General features: G+C 72.9%; 13 protein-coding genes. 6 read left to right on the top strand and 7 right to left on the bottom strand.

What is annotated here, in order from left to right; genetic code table 11:
• The first annotated feature begins 52 nt into the window (after positions 1–52).
• From pepN to ACZ7N4_RS04115, 3 genes are all read left to right on the top strand, one after another.
• Complete coding sequence (gene pepN, locus ACZ7N4_RS04105) at positions 53–2,635, top strand: aminopeptidase N (RefSeq protein ID WP_471353498.1); 2,583 nt, start codon at positions 53–55, stop codon at positions 2,633–2,635.
• Positions 2,636–2,842: 207 nt separating this feature from the next.
• Positions 2,843–3,880, top strand: a complete 1,038-nt coding sequence (locus ACZ7N4_RS04110) for a hypothetical protein (protein ID WP_471353500.1) — start codon at positions 2,843–2,845, stop codon at positions 3,878–3,880.
• A 221-nt stretch (positions 3,881–4,101) separates the two neighbouring features.
• Entirely contained in the window at positions 4,102–4,908 is an 807-nt protein-coding gene (locus ACZ7N4_RS04115) for an SGNH/GDSL hydrolase family protein (protein WP_471353502.1), read from the top strand.
• Between the two features lie 40 nt (positions 4,909–4,948).
• Here ACZ7N4_RS04115 and ACZ7N4_RS04120 read toward each other — a convergent pair whose 3' ends face one another.
• The 5 genes from ACZ7N4_RS04120 to ACZ7N4_RS04140 form a co-directional block, all read right to left on the bottom strand.
• Positions 4,949–6,088 carry a serine hydrolase domain-containing protein gene (locus ACZ7N4_RS04120; protein WP_471353504.1) on the bottom strand — a complete coding sequence of 380 codons (1,140 nt, stop codon included), beginning with the start codon at positions 6,086–6,088 and terminating at the stop codon, positions 4,949–4,951.
• A gap of 93 nt (positions 6,089–6,181) precedes the next feature.
• On the bottom strand, positions 6,182–7,942 hold the full coding sequence (locus ACZ7N4_RS04125; protein ID WP_471353506.1) for a TIGR03767 family metallophosphoesterase: 1,761 nt from the start codon (positions 7,940–7,942) through the stop codon (positions 6,182–6,184).
• 200 nt (positions 7,943–8,142) lie between these two features.
• Entirely contained in the window at positions 8,143–8,622 is a 480-nt protein-coding gene (locus tag ACZ7N4_RS04130; RefSeq protein ID WP_471353509.1) for an NUDIX hydrolase, read from the bottom strand.
• A gap of 9 nt (positions 8,623–8,631) precedes the next feature.
• Positions 8,632–9,489: a pyridoxamine 5'-phosphate oxidase family protein gene (locus tag ACZ7N4_RS04135; RefSeq protein ID WP_471353511.1), complete on the bottom strand. Its 858-nt coding sequence runs from the start codon at positions 9,487–9,489 to the stop codon at positions 8,632–8,634.
• Between the two features lie 2 nt (positions 9,490–9,491).
• On the bottom strand, positions 9,492–9,938 hold the full coding sequence (locus ACZ7N4_RS04140) for a VOC family protein (RefSeq protein WP_471353513.1): 447 nt from the start codon (positions 9,936–9,938) through the stop codon (positions 9,492–9,494).
• Between the two features lie 123 nt (positions 9,939–10,061).
• Here ACZ7N4_RS04140 and ACZ7N4_RS04145 point away from each other — a divergent pair, with 123 nt between their 5' ends.
• Positions 10,062–10,604, top strand: coding sequence for a CGNR zinc finger domain-containing protein (locus ACZ7N4_RS04145; RefSeq protein WP_471353515.1), 543 nt, complete (start codon positions 10,062–10,064; stop codon positions 10,602–10,604).
• A gap of 154 nt (positions 10,605–10,758) precedes the next feature.
• Positions 10,759–14,055 carry a S8 family serine peptidase gene (locus ACZ7N4_RS04150; protein WP_471353517.1) on the top strand — a complete coding sequence of 1,099 codons (3,297 nt, stop codon included), beginning with the start codon at positions 10,759–10,761 and terminating at the stop codon, positions 14,053–14,055.
• Positions 14,056–14,127: 72 nt separating this feature from the next.
• Here ACZ7N4_RS04150 and ACZ7N4_RS04155 read toward each other — a convergent pair whose 3' ends face one another.
• A complete protein-coding gene (locus tag ACZ7N4_RS04155) occupies positions 14,128–15,078 on the bottom strand; it encodes a hypothetical protein (protein WP_471353519.1) in 951 nt (316 codons plus the stop codon).
• A 1-nt stretch (position 15,079) separates the two neighbouring features.
• Positions 15,080–15,628 carry an RNA polymerase sigma factor gene (locus tag ACZ7N4_RS04160; RefSeq protein ID WP_471353522.1) on the bottom strand — a complete coding sequence of 183 codons (549 nt, stop codon included), beginning with the start codon at positions 15,626–15,628 and terminating at the stop codon, positions 15,080–15,082.
• A 329-nt stretch (positions 15,629–15,957) separates the two neighbouring features.
• Between ACZ7N4_RS04160 and ACZ7N4_RS04165 the strand changes: the two genes are divergently transcribed.
• A complete protein-coding gene (locus ACZ7N4_RS04165) occupies positions 15,958–16,977 on the top strand; it encodes an aspartate-semialdehyde dehydrogenase (protein ID WP_471353525.1) in 1,020 nt (339 codons plus the stop codon).
• Positions 16,978–17,003 lie beyond the last annotated feature (26 nt).

The raw sequence follows: 17,003 nt of genomic DNA on the forward strand, positions 1-17,003 counted from the left end.
AGGATCGGTCCTGTTCAGCCCCCATTCACGCGATCACGAGGGAGTGCCGTCCGTGCCCGGTGAGAATCTGTCCCGCGACGAGGCCCGGGAGCGGGCCGCCCTGCTGTCCGTCGACGGTTACGACGTGTCCCTGGACCTGAGGTCCGCCGTCGGCGACGGGGGCGGCGAACCACGCACCTTCCGTTCGGTGACCACCATCCGGTTCCGCTGCAACGAGCCGGGCGCCGCCGGCTTCGCCGACCTGGTCGCGCCGCGCGTGACCTCCGTGTCGCTGAACGGCCGTGACCTGGACCCGGGCGAGGTCTTCGACGGCTCCCGGATCGCGCTGGAGGACCTGGCCGCGGAGAACGAGCTGGTGGTGGACGCCCAGTGCGCCTACTCGCGCACGGGCGAGGGCATGCACCGCTTCGTCGACCCGGAGGACGGCGAGGTCTACCTGTACACGCAGTACGAACCGGCCGACGCCCGCCGGGTGTTCGCGAACTTCGAGCAGCCGGACCTGAAGGCGCCGTACCGCTTCGAGGTGCGGGCGCCCGAGGGCTGGACGGTGTGGAGCAACGGCGCCGGTGAACAGACCGACGGCGTGTGGCGGTTCGCGGAGACGAAGCCGATCTCGACGTACATCACGTGCGTGGTGGCGGGGCCGTACCACTACGTGACGGACTCCTACGAGCGGGTCCTCGAGGACGGGACCAAGCTGGAGATCCCGCTCGGCGCGATGTGCCGCAGGGGTCTCGCCCCGCACTTCGACGCGGACGACGTGTTCCTGGTGACCAAGCAGGGCCTGGACTTCTTCCACGACCACTTCGACTACCCGTACCCGTTCGGGAAGTACGACCAGGCGTTCGTGCCGGAGTACAACCTGGGCGCGATGGAGAACCCGGGTCTGGTGACCTTCCGCGAGGAGTACATCTTCCGCGGGAAGGTCACGCAGGCCTCGTACGAGGGCCGGGCCAACGTCATCCTGCACGAGATGGCGCACATGTGGTTCGGCGACCTGGTCACCATGGAGTGGTGGGACGACCTGTGGCTGAAGGAGTCCTTCGCGGACTTCATGGGCACGTTCGCCAACGTCGGCGCGACCCGCTTCAAGGACGCGTGGATCACCTTCGCCAACCGCCGCAAGGCCTGGGCGTACCGGGCGGACCAGCTGCCCTCGACGCATCCGGTCACGGCGGACATCCGTGACCTGGAGGACGCCAAGCTGAACTTCGACGGCATCACCTACGCCAAGGGTGCCTCGGTGCTGAAGCAGCTGGTGGCGTACGTCGGCCAGGACGCGTTCCTGGAGGGCGCCCGGCGCTACTTCAAGCGGAACGCGTACGGCAACACGCGCCTGGGCGACCTGCTGTCGGTGCTGGCGGAGACCAGTGGCCGGGACATGACGGGGTGGTCGCGGTCCTGGCTCCAGACGGCCGGGGTGAACGCGCTGACCCCGCAGGTGCTGCTGGACACCGAGGGCGCCCGGATCGCCGAGCTGGCGATCGTGCAGGAGGCCGCCGAGTCCCACCCGGAGCTGCGCCCGCACCGGATCGCCGTGGGCCTGTACCGCCGCACGCCCGGGGGCGCGGTGGAGCGGTACGCCCGTGTGGAGACGGACGTGCACGAGCCGCGCACGGTCGTGGCGGAGCTGGCGGGCGCCGAGGCGCCGGAGCTGGTGCTGGTCAACGACGACGACCTGACCTACTGCAAGAACCGGTTCGACGCGACCTCGCTGGCGACGCTGCGTGAACACCTCGGCGAGATCACCGATCCGCTGGCGCGTGCCCTGTGCTGGTCGGCGCTGTGGAACATGACCCGGGACGCGCTGCTGCCGGCCCGGGACTTCGTGGACCTGGTGCTGCGGTTCGCGGGCCGCGAGTCCGACATCGGTGTCCTGCAGATGCTGCACACGTGGGCCGGCGGGGCGCTGGTGCACTACGTGGCGCCCGAGTGGCGGGAGACCGGCGGGGAGCTGCTGGCCGAGGGGGCGCTGCGGGAGCTGCGGGAGGCCGGGCCGGGCAGCGAGCACCAGCTGGCGTGGGCGCGGTTCTTCGCGTCCGTGGCGTCGGCGGAGCCGGATCTGAAGCTGCTGAAGGACCTGCTGGACGGCACGGTCGAGATCGAGGGCCTGGAGGTGGACCAGGAGCTGCGCTGGGCGTTCCTGGAGCCGCTGGCCGCGCACGGGGCGGTGGACGAGTCGGTGCTGGCGGCCGAACTGGCCCGGGACGACACGGCGTCGGGCAAGCGGCACCAGGTGCGCTGCCTGGCCGCGCGGCCGTCGGCGGCGGTGAAGGCGCAGGCGTGGGCGCAGGTCGTGGAGTCCGACGCGCTGTCGAACGCGCTGGTGGAGGCGACGATCGCGGGCTTCGCCCGGCCCTCGCAGCGGGAGCTGACCGCGCCGTACGCGCAGCTGTACTTCGCGGCGATCGAGCGGGTGTGGCGGGAGCGGTCGATCCAGATCGGCATGGACGTGGTGCGGGGCCTGTTCCCGGCGTACCAGGACCGCCCGGAGACGCTGCGGGCGACGGACGCGTGGCTGGAGGCGCACGAGGACGCGGCGCCGGCGCTGCGCCGGCTGGTGCTGGAGGCGCGGGACGACCTGGCGCGGGCACTGCGCGCGCAGGAGTGCGACGCGGCGGCCGCCGACCGCTGAGCCTTGGCCTGAGCTTGCCCGGTCGGTGACCGTTACGGAATCCGGGCAAACACAGCCGTAACCCCTGGTTCGCACCCGATGGGACCAGGGGTTTTGCCTCCCTACTCGGCATCCGAACACCTGACCTTTAGTCCCGTGTTGTCCGCATTTCTCGACGGACGTGTAACAGCGGTTAAAGGGGGGACAGCGGGCGGGAATCCCGTCGCCATGACCCACAACGCCCCGCTCTCCCCCCGCCCCCTGCACCACCTCGCCGACGTCCACCGCCGCGTGGTGACGGCCGCTCGGCTCCGCTCCCACGGGGTGACGGCGGCCGAGCTGTCCGAGCAGTGCCGCCCCGACGGCCCCTGGCGGGAACTGCTCCCGCACGTGATCCTGCTGCACCCGGGGCCGCCCACCGGCGAGGAGCGGCTGCACGGTGCCCTGCTGTACGCGGCCCGCGCGGCCGAACCGGCCGTCCCCGCCCAGCCGACCTCCGGCAGCCCGCACCCGCCGCTGTACGCGGACGCGGTGCTCACCGGCCTCGCGGCGCTGGCCCTGCACGGCTTCTCCTCCGGCCCGCCGCTGTCCGCGCTCGACCGGGTGGACGTCCTCGTCCCGCGACCGCGCCGGCCGCGCTCCACCGGCTACGTCCACGTCCTGCGCACCCCCGTCCTGCCCGCCCCGCACACCGTCGCCGGACTGCCGGTGGCGCCGGTGCCCCGGGCGCTGGCGGACGCGGTGGCGGCGCTGACGGACGCGGAGGCGGTACGGCGGCTGCTGACCGAGGCGGTGCGCGGCGGCCACTGCGAACCGGCGGCCGTGGTCCGCGAGCTGACCCAGGCGAAGCTGCTCGGCCGCCCGCACGTGGTGGACGCGGTGGACGCCCTGCTCGCGGAGGGCCGCTCGATCGCCGAGGACCGCCTGTACCGGATGGTCGGCGAGTACGGCCTGCCCGACCCGGTCTGGAACGTCGACCTGCGCCTGCCCGGCGGCCCGCACCTCGGCGGCGTCGACGCCTACTGGCCGGACCAGGCGGTCGCCGTCGAACTCGACACGCGCGCGCCCCGGCAGGACGACGACGCCATGTGGTCGGAGTACGCCCGCAAGCGCGAGCACCTGGAGCGCCTCGGCATCACGGTCGTGTACCTCTCGCCGAAGAAGCTCCGGGACTCCCTGGAGCAGCAGGCGGCGGTGGTGCGGACGGCGCTGATGGCGTCCGGGGACCGCGACCCGGCCGCGTACGTCCTGGTGCTGCCCCGGTAGTGACGGACCGGGGCGGCGACGGCAGGGCCCGCACCGGGGTCCTGGAGGAGGGGAGAGGAGGGGCCACCGGGCCGGGGACCGGTGGCCCCTCCTCATGCCCGCCGCCGGCCCAGCACACCCGCCGCCGGCCGTCCACTTCCGGCGCGCCGGCCGGGTGAGGGCTCACCGGAACGGGTGAGCAGGGCGGGCGGGACCCGGGCGGACCACGGTAGAGGAAAGTCATGAGACACCCCCGAATAGCGGCAGGCGCGTGCTCCCTCCTCCTCGCGGCCGCCTGCGCGTTCGCCGATCCCGCGACGGCACAGGTGGCACCCCGGACGGTGACCGGTGGCTATGTGGCCCTCGGTGACTCCTACTCCGCCGGTGTGGGCGCCGGCGACTACCTGGCCTCCGGCCGGGAGTGCAAGCGCAGCAGCCGGGCGTTCCCGGTGCTGTGGGCCGAGGCCCACGCGCCGGCGTCCTTCACCTTCGCCGCGTGCAACGGCGCCGGCACCACCGACGTGCTGACCGAGCAGCTCGGCCACCTCAGCCCGCGCACCGGCCTGGTCACCCTCACCGTCGGCGGCAGCGACACGGGGTTCGTCGGTGTCATCGCGAGCTGCGCGCTGGGTGCCGGCGGCTGCCGGTCCGCCCTCACCCGGGCCCGGGCCACCATGGACGGCTCCCTGCCGGCCGCCCTCGACCGGCTCTACACGGCGATCAGGACCCGGGCGCCCGCCGCCCGGGTCGTGGTGCTCGGCTATCCGCACCTGTACCACCTCAGGGGCGCCTGCGCGCTGGGCCTCCAGGACGGCGAGCGCGCCGCCCTCAACGACGGGGTGGACCACCTCAACGCCGTGATCGCCGGGCGCGCCGCCGCCCACGGGTTCACCTTCGCCGACGTCACCGCCGCCTTCGCCGGCCACGAGATCTGCTCGTCCCGGCCCTGGCTGCGCGGCGTCGACGTGCTGGCGATCACCGAGTCGTACCACCCCACGGCACCCGGACAGTCCCTCGGCTACCTGCCGGTGCTCAGCCGGGTGTCGTGACCCCTGCAGCGGCTCGGGCAGCCACGCGGCGACACCCCGGCTAACAGAACTCCCCCTCGATCACCGCGCCCGTCTCCCCGCTCCAGTCCCCGTTGAAGTTGAGGGCGAGGGAGTGACGGCCGTCCGCTGTCGTCACCGCCGAGGACACCGAGCCGTGGATGCCGCCGTCGTGGCCCCAGACGTGCACACCGCAGGGCAGCTCGGTGTCCATGAGGCCGAGGCCGTAGCGGACGTTCGGCACGCCGTCGATCCGCACGGTCGTCTTCATCTCCTTCAGCTGGCGCGGCGGGAGGAGTTTCCCGCCGAGCAGGGCGCTGTAGAAGCGGTCGAGGTCCGCCGAGTCCGAGATCATCTCGCCGGCCGAGGAGGCCATGGACGGGTTGAGGGTCGTGACGTCGTACGTCGGTTCCCCGGCCGTCTCGGCGAACTTCGAGTAGGCGCGGCTGCTGGGCCGCGGGACCGTGACCTTCGTGCCGGGCACGGAGGTGGCCGTCAGGTGCAGGGGGTCGAGGACGCGCCGGCGGATCTCGGAGGCGTACGAGCGGCCCGTCACCTTCTCGATCACCATCCCGGCCAGGACGTAGTTGGTGTTGGAGTAGCTCCAGGACGTGCCCGGGGCGAAGTCCGGCCGGTGCCGCAGGGCGATCGCCAGGAGGTCGCGCGGCGCGAGGGTGTCGTAGCGGTGTTCGAGGAAGCCGTCCTTGGCGAAGTGGTCGCGGGCGAAGCCGGCGTCGGCGGTGTAGTCGTAGATGCCGCTGGTGTGGTTGAGGAGCTGACGGACGGTGATGCGGCGGCCGTCGTGGCCGTGGCCGCGGACGACGCCCGGCAGCCACCGGTCGACCTTGTCGTCCAGGGACAGCCGGCCCTCCGCCTCCAGCTGGAGCAGGACCGTGGAGACGAAGGTCTTGGTGATGCTGCCGACGCGGTAGCGGTCGGCGGCCGAGCGCGGCGCGCCCGTGCGGGTGTCGCCCACCCCGGCCGTCGCCGACCAGGTGCCGTGGGTGCCCCGTGCGGTGGCGGTCACCCCGGGCACGCCTGCCGCGACCGCCGCCTCGATCGCCTTGCGGGTGCCGGCGTGGCCGTCGTCGGACCGGGTGCCGGTGGCCGCCACCGCCGGGGCCGCGAGGGCCGCGGAGAGGAGCAGGGCGGTGGTGCCCGCCAGAGCCGTGCGTACGCGCATGTCTTCCCCAACCTGTGGTGTGTGGTGCGGTCGGGGGGAGGGACCTTGTGGCGGTGCGCGAGGGTTGCCTGGTGTAACCCGGTTGAGTGACTTTCAGCCCTTCTTCAGCACCAGCTCGGTGTTCCGGTCGGCCGCGCCGCCGGCGAGGGTCCTGTTGGCGCCGGGGGCGTTGTAGGACAGCTCGCGGTAGAGGGCGGCGAGGCCGGTCTGGGAGAGGTCGGCGTAGTCGGTGCGGTGCGGGGCGGCGGACTCGATCAGCGTGGTGAACAGGGAGAGCGTGCCGTCCTTGTTGTCGACCAGCTCGATGACCCGGGCGAGCTGCGGGAAGTCGACGTGCGAGGCGGTGGAGACCTCCCAGAAGGAGCGCCCGCCGGACGCCTTGTGCGGGGTGACGACGTTCTTGTGGATGTGGCCGTTCACCCAGGCCAGCACGTTGGCGTGGGCGGACAGCACCGAGACCACCTCGGCGCCGCCGTGCCGCCTCTCCCCCGGGCGGGCCGGGTCGGGCCGGGTGTTGGTCATGGTCTTGCTGGTGTGGTGGCTGAAGACGACGGCGTAGGAGTCCTTGTGGTCCTTCAGCGTCCTGTCGAGCCACTTCAGCTGGGCGGTGCCGACGGAGCCCTCGTAGTGGCCGCCGGCGTCGGTGGTGTCGAGGCTGATGCCGATGACGTCGTCGGAGATGCGGAAGGCGTAGTACTGGGTGCCCGCGTCCAGGTTCGCCGAGGAGTAGCCGTGCCCGACCGGGCCGAGGCCCTGGTACGCCGGGTCCAGGTGGGCCTTCAGGTAGTCGGCCTGGGTGTAGGGGGCGCGTCTCTCGTCCGGGGTGACCGAGCGCGCCGAACGGGCGTGGGCCCTGAGGAAGTCCCGGTAGCCGGTGGCCTTGGGGTCCTTGGCGTTCTTGATGGTGTCCTGGAGCTTCTTGGCGTCGGCGGCGGAGACGTTCATCAGTTTCCTCCCGCCGATGGCCGCCTCGGCGAGGTAGCGGTCGCCGTGGAAGCCGTAGCAGCCGAGCGGGAGGGCGTCGTGGTTGCCGACGGTGGAGTACCAGGGCAGGTTGAGGCCGGGGCTGCGCACCTCGCGGATCGCCGCGGCCAGGAAGCCCGTGAGGTGGGGGAAGCCGAGCGCCTTGTCGTTGTCGCGGGTGGTGGACGCGGCCTGCCAGTACAGCTTCAGCCCGCTGTTCTGCACGCCCTCGTAGTGCCGTGGGTCCCCGGAGTTGGGGGTGATCCGGCCGCCGCTCATCACCTTCATGAACCACTCCAGTTCGCAGTGGGCGTTGTTGTCGGTGTTGTCGCCGGTGGTCATCACGAAGTGCAGCGGGGCGCCGGTGACGGGGGCGCCGCGCAGCGCGTTGACCCGCTCCACGAGGGAGATCGCGCCGGGCACGGTGAGCGCCTCGTGCGGGCGCCAGGCGTGCACGTCGTGGGAGCGCAGGTACTCCAGGCGCAGCGGGTGCTGGACGTCCATCAGGTGCAGGTCGGTGAACTGCACGAACGCGGCGAGCGCGGTACGGCGTTCGGCCCGGCCGGACTTGGGCGCGGCCAGCTCGGCGCGCACGACCCGCTTCCAGCCGGGTCCGTCGCCGAGACGGCGGTGGCCGGAGCTGTTGCGGGGGGCGGCGACGGAGGCGAGGGTGGTGCCCTGGGTGTAGGGGGCGAGCGGGGCCGTCGTGGCGGCCCGCCGGGAGTCGGCGACCGGCGCCTCCGCCTCGGTGGGCGGGGTGGCGGCCCGGCTGTCGGTGGGACGCAGGGCGTAGCCGACGCCCGCGGAGAGCGAGACGGCTCCGGCGGCGGCGAGGACGGTACGGCGGTTGACCTCCAGGGCGGAGGCGGCGACAGAGCGTATGCGCGACATGGCGCGATCTCCCCGAGTGCGAACGCGTCGGCAGTGGTCGCGGGCCGTCGCACAGACGAACGCCCCGCTCACTGTGGATCGTTGGCACCGGGGATGACCTGCGCGTGAACGCGGCCGCAACGCGCAGCGCCGAACACCGTACGTGGATCACGGGGTACCGGGTGCGGTCACGGAGTGGATCGCGGCCGGCCGGGGGCCGGTCACTCCTCGTTCATCTGCCGGGGTACGGGTACGTCCTCCAGGTGTCCGTGGGGCGGGCGTCCGCGCCAGAGCCGCAGGGCGATGTCGACCATCGGCACCCGGACCAGACCGGGCACGGCGTCCAGGTGGTGCCAGGCGGCGAGGTCGGTGGATCCGCCGACCTCGTAGCGGAGTTCACCGCCCGTGATCTCGCCCTCGTAGACGATCCGCAGCCCCTGGTGGTCCGTGCGGCGGCCGACGCGGGGATCGCCGACCAGCCGGTGGGAGTCGACACCGAGGAGGCCGGTCACCTCGATGCGGTAGCCGGTCTCCTCGGTGACCTCGCGGCGGACCGTGTCGTACGGGTCCTCGCCGTGCTCCATGCCGCCGCCGGGCAGCACCCACTCGGGCGTGCCGTCGGGGGCCGGTGACCGGGCGAGCAGGATCTGTCCGTCACGGACGCACACGGCGTAGGCCGCCACCCTCAGTTTCCGTCGCATCAGCGGACGTTAACGCGCGGGCTCCGGATTGGCGGGCGAATATTCCGGCGCGGACCAGCGCAGCGGCAGGGCGTCCGGGGTCCACAGGGCCTCGGTGAGGGTGAAGCGGACGGTGCGGGTGCCGTCCCCGGCGGTCCCGGTGCGGGCCTCACCGGTGAGCTGGAGGGTGCTGCCCGTCTCCCAGTCGAGGAAGAGCAGTCCGGCGCGGGGGTCGGCGTACAGGTTGCCGAGGCTGAGGAACATGGCGTTGCCGGGGTAGTCCGGCCAGGTCAGTTCGCGCGGTGAGGCGACCTGGACGAAGCCGGGGTTGCCGCCGCGGTGGCTGGCGTCGGCGCCGGTGCGGTGGACGGTGGCGAGGAAGAAGGTGTCGGCGGCGGCGACGAACTCCGCTTCCGCGGCTCCGAGTCCGGTGAGCCGGCGGGGTGCGCCGGGGGTCCGGTCGACCGTCTCGTACGACTGCCTCCGCTGGATGTACCGGGGGCAGTTGGAGAAGACCTGGTCCGCGTCGACGGTGAAGCCGGTCGCCGTGGGCGTGAGGCGGCCGTTGAGGCGCATGCGGCGGCGGGTCCGGGGGTCCAGGGCGATGGTGCCGACGGTCGTGCCGCGGCCGAAGGCGTGCGCCGTGTCCACGGACACCCGCCGGGGCCCGGTCGCCCGTACGAAACCCGGCGTGCCGGTGAGGGCGTGCGCCCACACCTTCCCCGTCCCCGGGTCCGGCCCGCCGACGACCAGGAGGGGCTGCTGCTCCAGGAACGCAGCCGCGACGGGCTTGATGTCCCGGCCCAGGGAACGGCCCACGTGGTCGGCGCGGTCGCGGACGCCGGCCTGGTCCTGCACCGCCCGCGAACCCGCGTGGTACACGCTCATGACTAGAAGAAACCGCAGGTCGGGGCGGAGGCGTGCGGGGCGGGGGCGTTCTCGGCGCCGTGCGGTACGGAGATCTCCAGACGGGTGCCGTCCGGGTCGTGGAAGAAGATCCCGCCGGAGGACGCGCCCTCCCGGTGGGCGACGACACCGTCATGGGCGAAGTCGACACCGGCGGCCCGGAGCGCCGTCTCGTACTGCCGGACCCGGTCGACCGAGTCGGCGGTGAAGGCGAGGTGGTGCAGTCCGGCCCGGCCGCGGTCGTACGGCCCCCGCGCCTGCTGCCAGAGGGTGAGGACGGGCCGCTCGCCGCCGTCGCCGAGGAACGCGTAGCGCCGGTCGTCCTCCTTGCCCTCGGCGAGCAGGGCGAAGCCGAGGACGTCCCGGTAGAAGGCGAGCGAGCGGTCGAGGTCGGTGACGTTCAGGCCGGTGTGGCCGGTACGCAAGGTCATGACTCTCCCCTTCGGTGTGCCCGTGCCGGGCATGTCTAACCGTTGTTTTTTACATTAGGGGTTATAAGCGGCTCGGTCAACCAGTCACGTACCCTTGACTGGTTAGCCGAGGAGGAATGCCCGATGCCCACCGTCCGCGACCCCCGCCCGCTCACCGGTGAACCGCTCGCGCTCGACCTGCTCAACACCCGGTGGAACAGGGACGGAGCCGTCCAGGACCTGCTCGCGGACACCGACGGGCTGACGGTGTGGCTCGCGGGCAACGGGCTTGCCGCGACCCACGCGTCCGACACGGAGGCGCTGGACCACCTGCGGGCGGCCCGCGAGGCGATCAAGGCCGCGGTGGACGGGGCACCGGAACAGGCGGCGCCGCTCGTGGACGCCGTACTGGAGCACGGCCGGATCCGGGCCCGGCTGACCGCCGGCGGCCCGGCCGAGGAACCCGAGTTCGCCGACCCCGCCTGGGGTCCGGCCTGGCTCGCCGCCCGGAACTACCTGGAACTGCTCACCCGGGCTCCGGAGCGGATCCGCAGCTGCGCCGGGGGCCACTGCATCCTGTACTTCTTCGACACGTCCCGGAACGGCACCCGCCGCTGGTGCTCGATGGCCGCGTGCGGCAACCGGGCCAAGGCGTCCCGCCATTACGCACGTTCCAAGGAGAATTGAGCACACACCGGACCAACGGCACCGGATCCGTTCAGATCCGATCGCGGGTTTTCCCCATACGTTCATCTCGATTGGGTCAACGGTCCCCACACGAATGTCCCTTCGGTAAGGCTGAGCGCTCTCGTCCGCTCGTTCCTTTACCTGAGGGATGCCGATGACCCACACGCCCGAGCGTGATCCCATATCCGGCCCGAGACGCCTGGCCCGCATAGCGGTGGCCGTGGGCGTGGTGGCCGCCCTCTCCGCCGCGGGGCCGGTCCCCCTGGCCCTCGCCGCGGACCCGGCCCCCGCCCCGGCCGCCGACCCCGGCGTCAAGTCCGCCCACGACAAGCTGGGTTCGGACGACGCGGCTCTGCTCGCCGAGGCCAAGGCCGACGGCGAGAAGAACGTCACGATGATGATCGCGACCTCGCCCGGGCAGACGGAGCAGGTCGCCGCGGATCTGGACGCCGTCGAGGGCGGCCTGGTGGGCCGTACCGACGACAAGCTCGGCTACGTCCGCGCCACCGTCCCGACGGGCCGGGCGGACTCGGCGATCGCCGCCGCCGTGAAGCTCTCCTCGGTGCGGGCCATCGACCTCAAGCAGGAGATCCCGCTGGACGACCCGGCGCCGAACGGCGCCAAGCCCGCCGCCGGCAAGGGCACGTATCCCGCGCCGGGCGGGAAGACGCCCGCCGCGAACCCCTACAACCCGTCCTTCGAGACGGGTGCCGTCGATTTCGTCCGGGACCACCCCAAGGCGGACGGCCGCGGCATCACCATCGGCATCCTCGACTCCGGCGTCGACCTCGGCCACCCGGCGCTGCGGAAGACCACCACCGGCGAGCGGAAGATCGTCGACTGGGTGACCGCGACCGACCCGGTCACCGACGGCGACGGCACCTGGCGGCGGATGACCACCGCTGTCGCCGGCCCGTCCTTCTCGATCACCACCGCCGCGCAGGGCACCGAGAAGTTCACCGCGCCCGAGGGCTCGTACAAGTTCAACTACATGTACGAGTCGGCCACCGCCGGCGGTGACGAGAAGGGCGACCTCAACCGGGACGGCGACACCACCGACGCCTGGGGCGTGCTGTACGACCCGGCCGCCGGCACGGTCCGGGTCGACACCGACGACAACCTCGACTTCACCGACGACACGCCGATGAAGCCCTACAAGGACGACCACCAGGTCGGGTACTTCGGCACCGACGACCCGGCGACGGACGTCGCCGAACGCGTCCCGTTCGTGGTCGAGACCCGCAAGGACGTCGTCTACAACTCCTCCGGCGCCAAGGCCGACTACGTCAACATCGGCGTCATCGAGTCCGAGCACGGCACCCACGTCGCCGGCATCACCGCCGCGAACGGCCTGTTCGGCGGCAGGATGAACGGCGCCGCCCCGGGCGCCAAGCTGGTCTCCTCGCGAGCCTGCACCTGGACCGGCGGCTGCACCAACGTCGCCCTCACCGAGGGCATGATCGACCTCGTCACCAAGCGCGGCGTCGACATCGTCAACATGTCGATCGGCGGGCTGCCCGCGCTGAACGACGGCAACAACGCGCGCGCCGAGCTGTACACCCGGCTCATCGACACCTACGGCGTCCAGCTGGTGATCTCCGCCGGCAACTCCGGGCCCGGCGCCAACACCATCGGCGACCCCGGCCTCGCCGACAAGGTGATCTCGGTCGGCGCGGCGATCTCCAAGGAGACCTGGGCCGCCAACTACGGCTCGGCCGTGAAGAGGAAGTACGCGATGATGCCGTTCTCCTCGCGCGGCCCGCGTGAGGACGGCGGCTTCACGCCGACCCTGACCGCCCCCGGCGCCGCGATCAACACCACCCAGACCTGGCTGCCGGGCGCCCCGGTCGCCGAGGCGGGCTACACGTTGCCGGCCGGCTACTCGATGCTCCAGGGCACCTCGATGGCCTCCCCGCAGGCCACCGGCGCCTCCGCGCTGCTGCTGAGCGCCGCCAGGCAGAAGGGCATCGACCTCACGCCCGCCAAGCTGCGCACGGCGCTGACCTCGACCGCCGACCACATCAAGGGCGCGCAGGCGTACGAGGAGGGCGCGGGCCTCATCGACATCGTGGACGCGTGGGACGCCGTCAAGGACGGTGCCACCGCCCACGAGTACACCGTCAAGGCCCCGGTCGACACCGCGATCGACTACGCCCTGAAGACCCCGGGCTTCGGCACCGGCCTGTACGACCGCGAGGGCGGCCTGAAGGCGGGCGAGAAGAAGACGTACGACGTGACCCTCACCCGTACGTCCGGTCCGGACAAGGCGGTCCGGCACGAGCTGCGCTTCGCGAACAACGCCGGCGGCACCTTCCGGATCGTCGGTGACGACGACGTACGGCTGCCGCTGAACCAGCCGGTGACCGTCAAGGTGCAGGCCGCCCCGAAGTCGGCGGGCGTCAAGAGCGCGATCCTGGAGGTCGACGACCCGAGGACCGAGGGCGTCGACAGGCAGGTCCTCACCACGGTCGTGGTCGCGGTCCCCGTGAAGTACACCTGGTCCGCGTCCGGGACGGTGCAGCGCAACAGCACCCGCTCCTACTTCCTGACCGTGCCGGAGGGCGCGACGTCGCTGGAGGTCGCGCTCGGCGGGCTGAGGGACACGAGCCAGACCCGGTTCATCGCCATCCACCCCTACGGCGTCCCGTCCGACAACACCTCGACGCCGTACTGCTACAACAACTACCTGGACGGCAACGGCTGCAGGCCCGACGTCCGCTCCTACGCCGACCCGCAGCCCGGCGTCTGGGAGGTCGAGGTCGAGTCCCGGCGGACCTCCCCGCTGCTCGACAACCCCTACCGCCTGGACGTCACCGTCCTCGGCGCCGCCTTCGACCCGGCGACGGTGACCGTCCCCGAGGCCAAGGTGGGCACCCCGGCCACCGCCACCTGGAAGGTGACCGACAAGTACGCCGCCCTCGACGGCAAGCTGGTCGGCGGCCCCCTCGGCTCGGCCAGGACCACCCGCCCCGCCATCAAGGAGGGCGAGAAGCAGACCAGCACGGTCGAGGTGCCGGCCGGCGCCACCTCCCTGGACGTCGCCATCGGGGGCGTCTCGGACACGGCGGCCGACCTGGACCTCGCGGTGTACGACTCCGCCGGCAAGGAGGTCGGCAAGTCCGCCGACGGTGACTCGGAGGAGGCGGTCTCCGTGCCGTCCCCGGCCGCCGGCACCTACACCATCGAGGTCACGGGCTACTCGGTGCCGTCCGGCTCGACCGACTACGACTACCGGGACGTGTTCTTCTCCACCGCGCTCGGCTCCGTCTCGGTCGACGGCTCGGCCCCGGTCAAGCTGGACACGGGCGACTCGGCGACGGTGACCGGCCAGGTCACGGCCGCCGCCCAGGCCCCGGCCGGCCGCGAGTTCTTCGGGCGGGTCCAGCTGGTGAACGCACGCGGCACGGTCGCGGGCACCGGCAGCGTGAAGATCGAGAAGGTCACGCCGTAGCGGGGTGACGCACAGGGGAGGGGCGGGCGTCCTGACGGACTCCCGTCCCTCCTTCTCCCGCCCCTCCGTGCCTCAGGAGGCGTCGCCGGAGCGGCAGAGCGTGGTCCGGGAGCCGGGCAGGGCGTCGGTGATCCAGGCGCGCTCGGCGGCCACCCGGGAGCCGCCGACGGCCCACCGGCTCGCGTACGTGTCGCCGTGGCCGACCCGGACCAGCGCGTGCTGCCCCCGGCGCGGGGCCGGCCGGGCGTCCGCGTCCAGCAGGAAGGCGACCTCGGCCGGACCGTGCGCGGGCTTGTAGAAGCGGGTCACGGTCAGGGTGACGCGGCTTCCGGAGGCGTCCTCCGCCGGCTCCACCCTGGCCACGGTGCCCTCCACGACCAGCCGGGAGCAGGCCAGTTCCCGCTCCGGGTCCGACGGCCGCGGCCCGGTCCCCGCGTGCTGCCTCCCGGCGCCCTTGGCCGCCGGGGAGGCCCCGGCGCTGTCGTCCGCGCCGCCGCCGGCCTGCGTGACCAGCCAGCCGAAGCCCAGCGCCACCGAGAAGGCCGCGGCACCGGCGACCGAGCCGAGCGCGATCCGCAGCGCCCGCCGGGGCCCGCCCGGCCGGCCGGGACGCGGGGGCCGGGGCGCCCGGTCCCGTCCGGCGGGGCGGGTACGGCCCCGGGAGCGGCGGTCGGGCCGCGGCGCCGGCACGGCGACACCGGGCACTCCACTCTCCTCCTCCCCGCTCTGCTCCTGCCGGCTCTCCTCCTCTCCGGTCGCCTCCTGCCCGGTCCGCTCCTCCCCGGTCAGGGCGTCCGCGAGCCGGGCCAGCTGGTCCCGCAGCACCGCGAGGTCGGCCTCGGCCGCACGGTGTTCGGCGAGGAAGGCGGGGTCCCGCCGGGCCTCCTCCGGCAGGGGGCCGCCGGTGATCGCGGCCATGAGGGCGTCCGTGCCGTCGTATTCCCCCCGGCCCCCGTACCCACCGGCAGCCCCGATGCCGTCGGCGCCGTCGGCACCCCGTGCGCCCTCGTGTTCGGCGGCCATCTCACACCACCTCGTCCTCGTGCAGCCGGTCGCGCAGCGCGCGGACCGCCGTGTGCAGCCTGCTCTTGACCGTGCCCTCCGGGACGCCCAGCTCGGCGGCGATGTCCCGGACCGGCAGGTCGGCGAAGAAACGCAGCACGACCACCTGCCGCTGGGCGGCGGGCAGTCCGTCCAGGCCCCGGGCGACCGCGAGGGACAGCAGGCTGGTCTCCTCGCCGGAGGGGTGCGCCGGCGCGCTCAGCGCGGCCAGCCGCTCCCCCAGCCGCTCCCGGCGCCGCTTGGCCCGGTGCCAGTCCATGGCCAGGTTGGAGGCGACCACCGCCGCCCACGCCGACACGTCCCGCGGCGCCTCGCGGCCGCTCGCGGCCCGCTCCAGCAACCGCAACCGGACCTGCTGCACCCCGTCCGGCAGGTCCGACTGCGGCACCCCGCCGAGCGCGAGCACCGCCCGCACCCGGCGTTCCTGGGCCGCGTCCAGCGGATCACCGCCGATGCGCTCCGCACCGGCGGCGTCCGCCCCCTGGTCCCGGCGCGTCCTTCCGCGCGGCACAAGCCACCCCCTCCCGCGTCTGCCCCTACGACGCGGCAGCGGGCCGGAACGTTCGGCCGGTGACGGACACACGCAGAGGCGTACGTCACACCCTCGTGTGGCCCGGGCCCGGACGGGCAGGGGCGGGACAGCACAGCTTCCGGCTCGTGCCCGCCCCGGGGAGAATTCCTGCAGCCCGACGGGGCGCCCGGCGAAGGTGTGGAACCGCCCGCCGGGTGACCGTGTCCCATTCCTCGGGCACGCGCGGCAAAGAATTGGACAGGTGGACCGGGGTCGGCCGCATCATGGAAACGCCCCGGTCAGGCAAGAGACACACAAAGGGAGTCGCTGTGAGGGTCGGAATCGTCGGAGCCACCGGTCAGGTCGGCACGGTCATGCGCGGGATCCTCACGGAGCGGAACTTCCCGGTCACGGAGCTGCGCCTGTTCGCCTCGGCCCGCTCGGCCGGGACCGTGCTGGACGGTGTGACGGTGGAGGACGCGGCGACCGCCGACTACACCGGCCTTGACATCGTGCTCTTCTCGGCGGGCGGCGCGACCTCCAAGGCGCTGGCCGAAAAGGTCGCCTCCCAGGGTGCCGTCGTGATCGACAACTCCTCGGCCTGGCGCAAGGACCCCGAGGTCCCGCTGGTGGTCTCCGAGGTGAACCCGCACGCGGTCGCCGACCGCCCCAAGGGCATCATCGCCAACCCGAACTGCACCACGATGGCCGCGATGCCGGTACTGAAGCCGCTGCACGAGGAGGCCGGCCTGGAAGCCCTGGTCGTCGCCACCTACCAGGCGGTGTCCGGCTCGGGTCTCGCGGGCGTCGCCGAGCTGCACGGCCAGGTGCAGAAGGTGGCCGCCGAGGCCGACAAGCTCACCCACGACGGTGCGGCGGTCGACTTCCCCGAGCCGCAGGTCTACCAGCGCGCCATCGCCTTCAACGTGCTCCCGCTGGCGGGGTCGATCGTCGACGACGGTCTGAACGAGACCGACGAGGAGCAGAAGCTGCGCAACGAGTCCCGCAAGATCCTGGAGGTCCCGGAGCTGAAGGTCTCCGGCACCTGTGTGCGCGTCCCGGTCTTCTCCGGCCACTCCCTGCAGGTCAACGCCCGCTTCGCCCGCCCGATCTCCCCGGAGCGCGCCACCGAGCTGCTCGGGAAGGCGCCGGGCGTCGCCCTCTCCGACATCCCGACCCCGCTGCAGGCGGCCGGTCAGGACCCGTCGTACGTCGGCCGCATCCGCCGCGACGAGACGGTGGACAACGGTCTCGCCCTGTTCATCTCCAACGACAACCTCCGCAAGGGCGCCGCGCTGAACGCGGTGCAGATCGCGGAGCTGGTGGCGGCGGAGCTGTCGGCGAAGTAACCCGCGGCTCCGAGAGGGGGCGCCCG

Source organism: Streptomyces sp. NPDC107654, from assembly GCF_055639035.1.

Coding starts and splice junctions, on each gene's coding strand:
- ACZ7N4_RS04110 (WP_471353500.1), top strand. CDS start 2,843: ATGACCCACAACGCCCCGCTCTCCCCCCGCCCCCTGCACCACCTCGCC.
- ACZ7N4_RS04115 (WP_471353502.1), top strand. CDS start 4,102: ATGAGACACCCCCGAATAGCGGCAGGCGCGTGCTCCCTCCTCCTCGCG.
- ACZ7N4_RS04120 (WP_471353504.1), bottom strand. CDS start 6,088: ATGCGCGTACGCACGGCTCTGGCGGGCACCACCGCCCTGCTCCTCTCC.
- ACZ7N4_RS04125 (WP_471353506.1), bottom strand. CDS start 7,942: ATGTCGCGCATACGCTCTGTCGCCGCCTCCGCCCTGGAGGTCAACCGC.
- ACZ7N4_RS04130 (WP_471353509.1), bottom strand. CDS start 8,622: ATGCGACGGAAACTGAGGGTGGCGGCCTACGCCGTGTGCGTCCGTGAC.
- ACZ7N4_RS04135 (WP_471353511.1), bottom strand. CDS start 9,489: ATGAGCGTGTACCACGCGGGTTCGCGGGCGGTGCAGGACCAGGCCGGC.
- ACZ7N4_RS04140 (WP_471353513.1), bottom strand. CDS start 9,938: ATGACCTTGCGTACCGGCCACACCGGCCTGAACGTCACCGACCTCGAC.
- ACZ7N4_RS04145 (WP_471353515.1), top strand. CDS start 10,062: ATGCCCACCGTCCGCGACCCCCGCCCGCTCACCGGTGAACCGCTCGCG.
- ACZ7N4_RS04150 (WP_471353517.1), top strand. CDS start 10,759: ATGACCCACACGCCCGAGCGTGATCCCATATCCGGCCCGAGACGCCTG.
- ACZ7N4_RS04155 (WP_471353519.1), bottom strand. CDS start 15,078: ATGGCCGCCGAACACGAGGGCGCACGGGGTGCCGACGGCGCCGACGGC.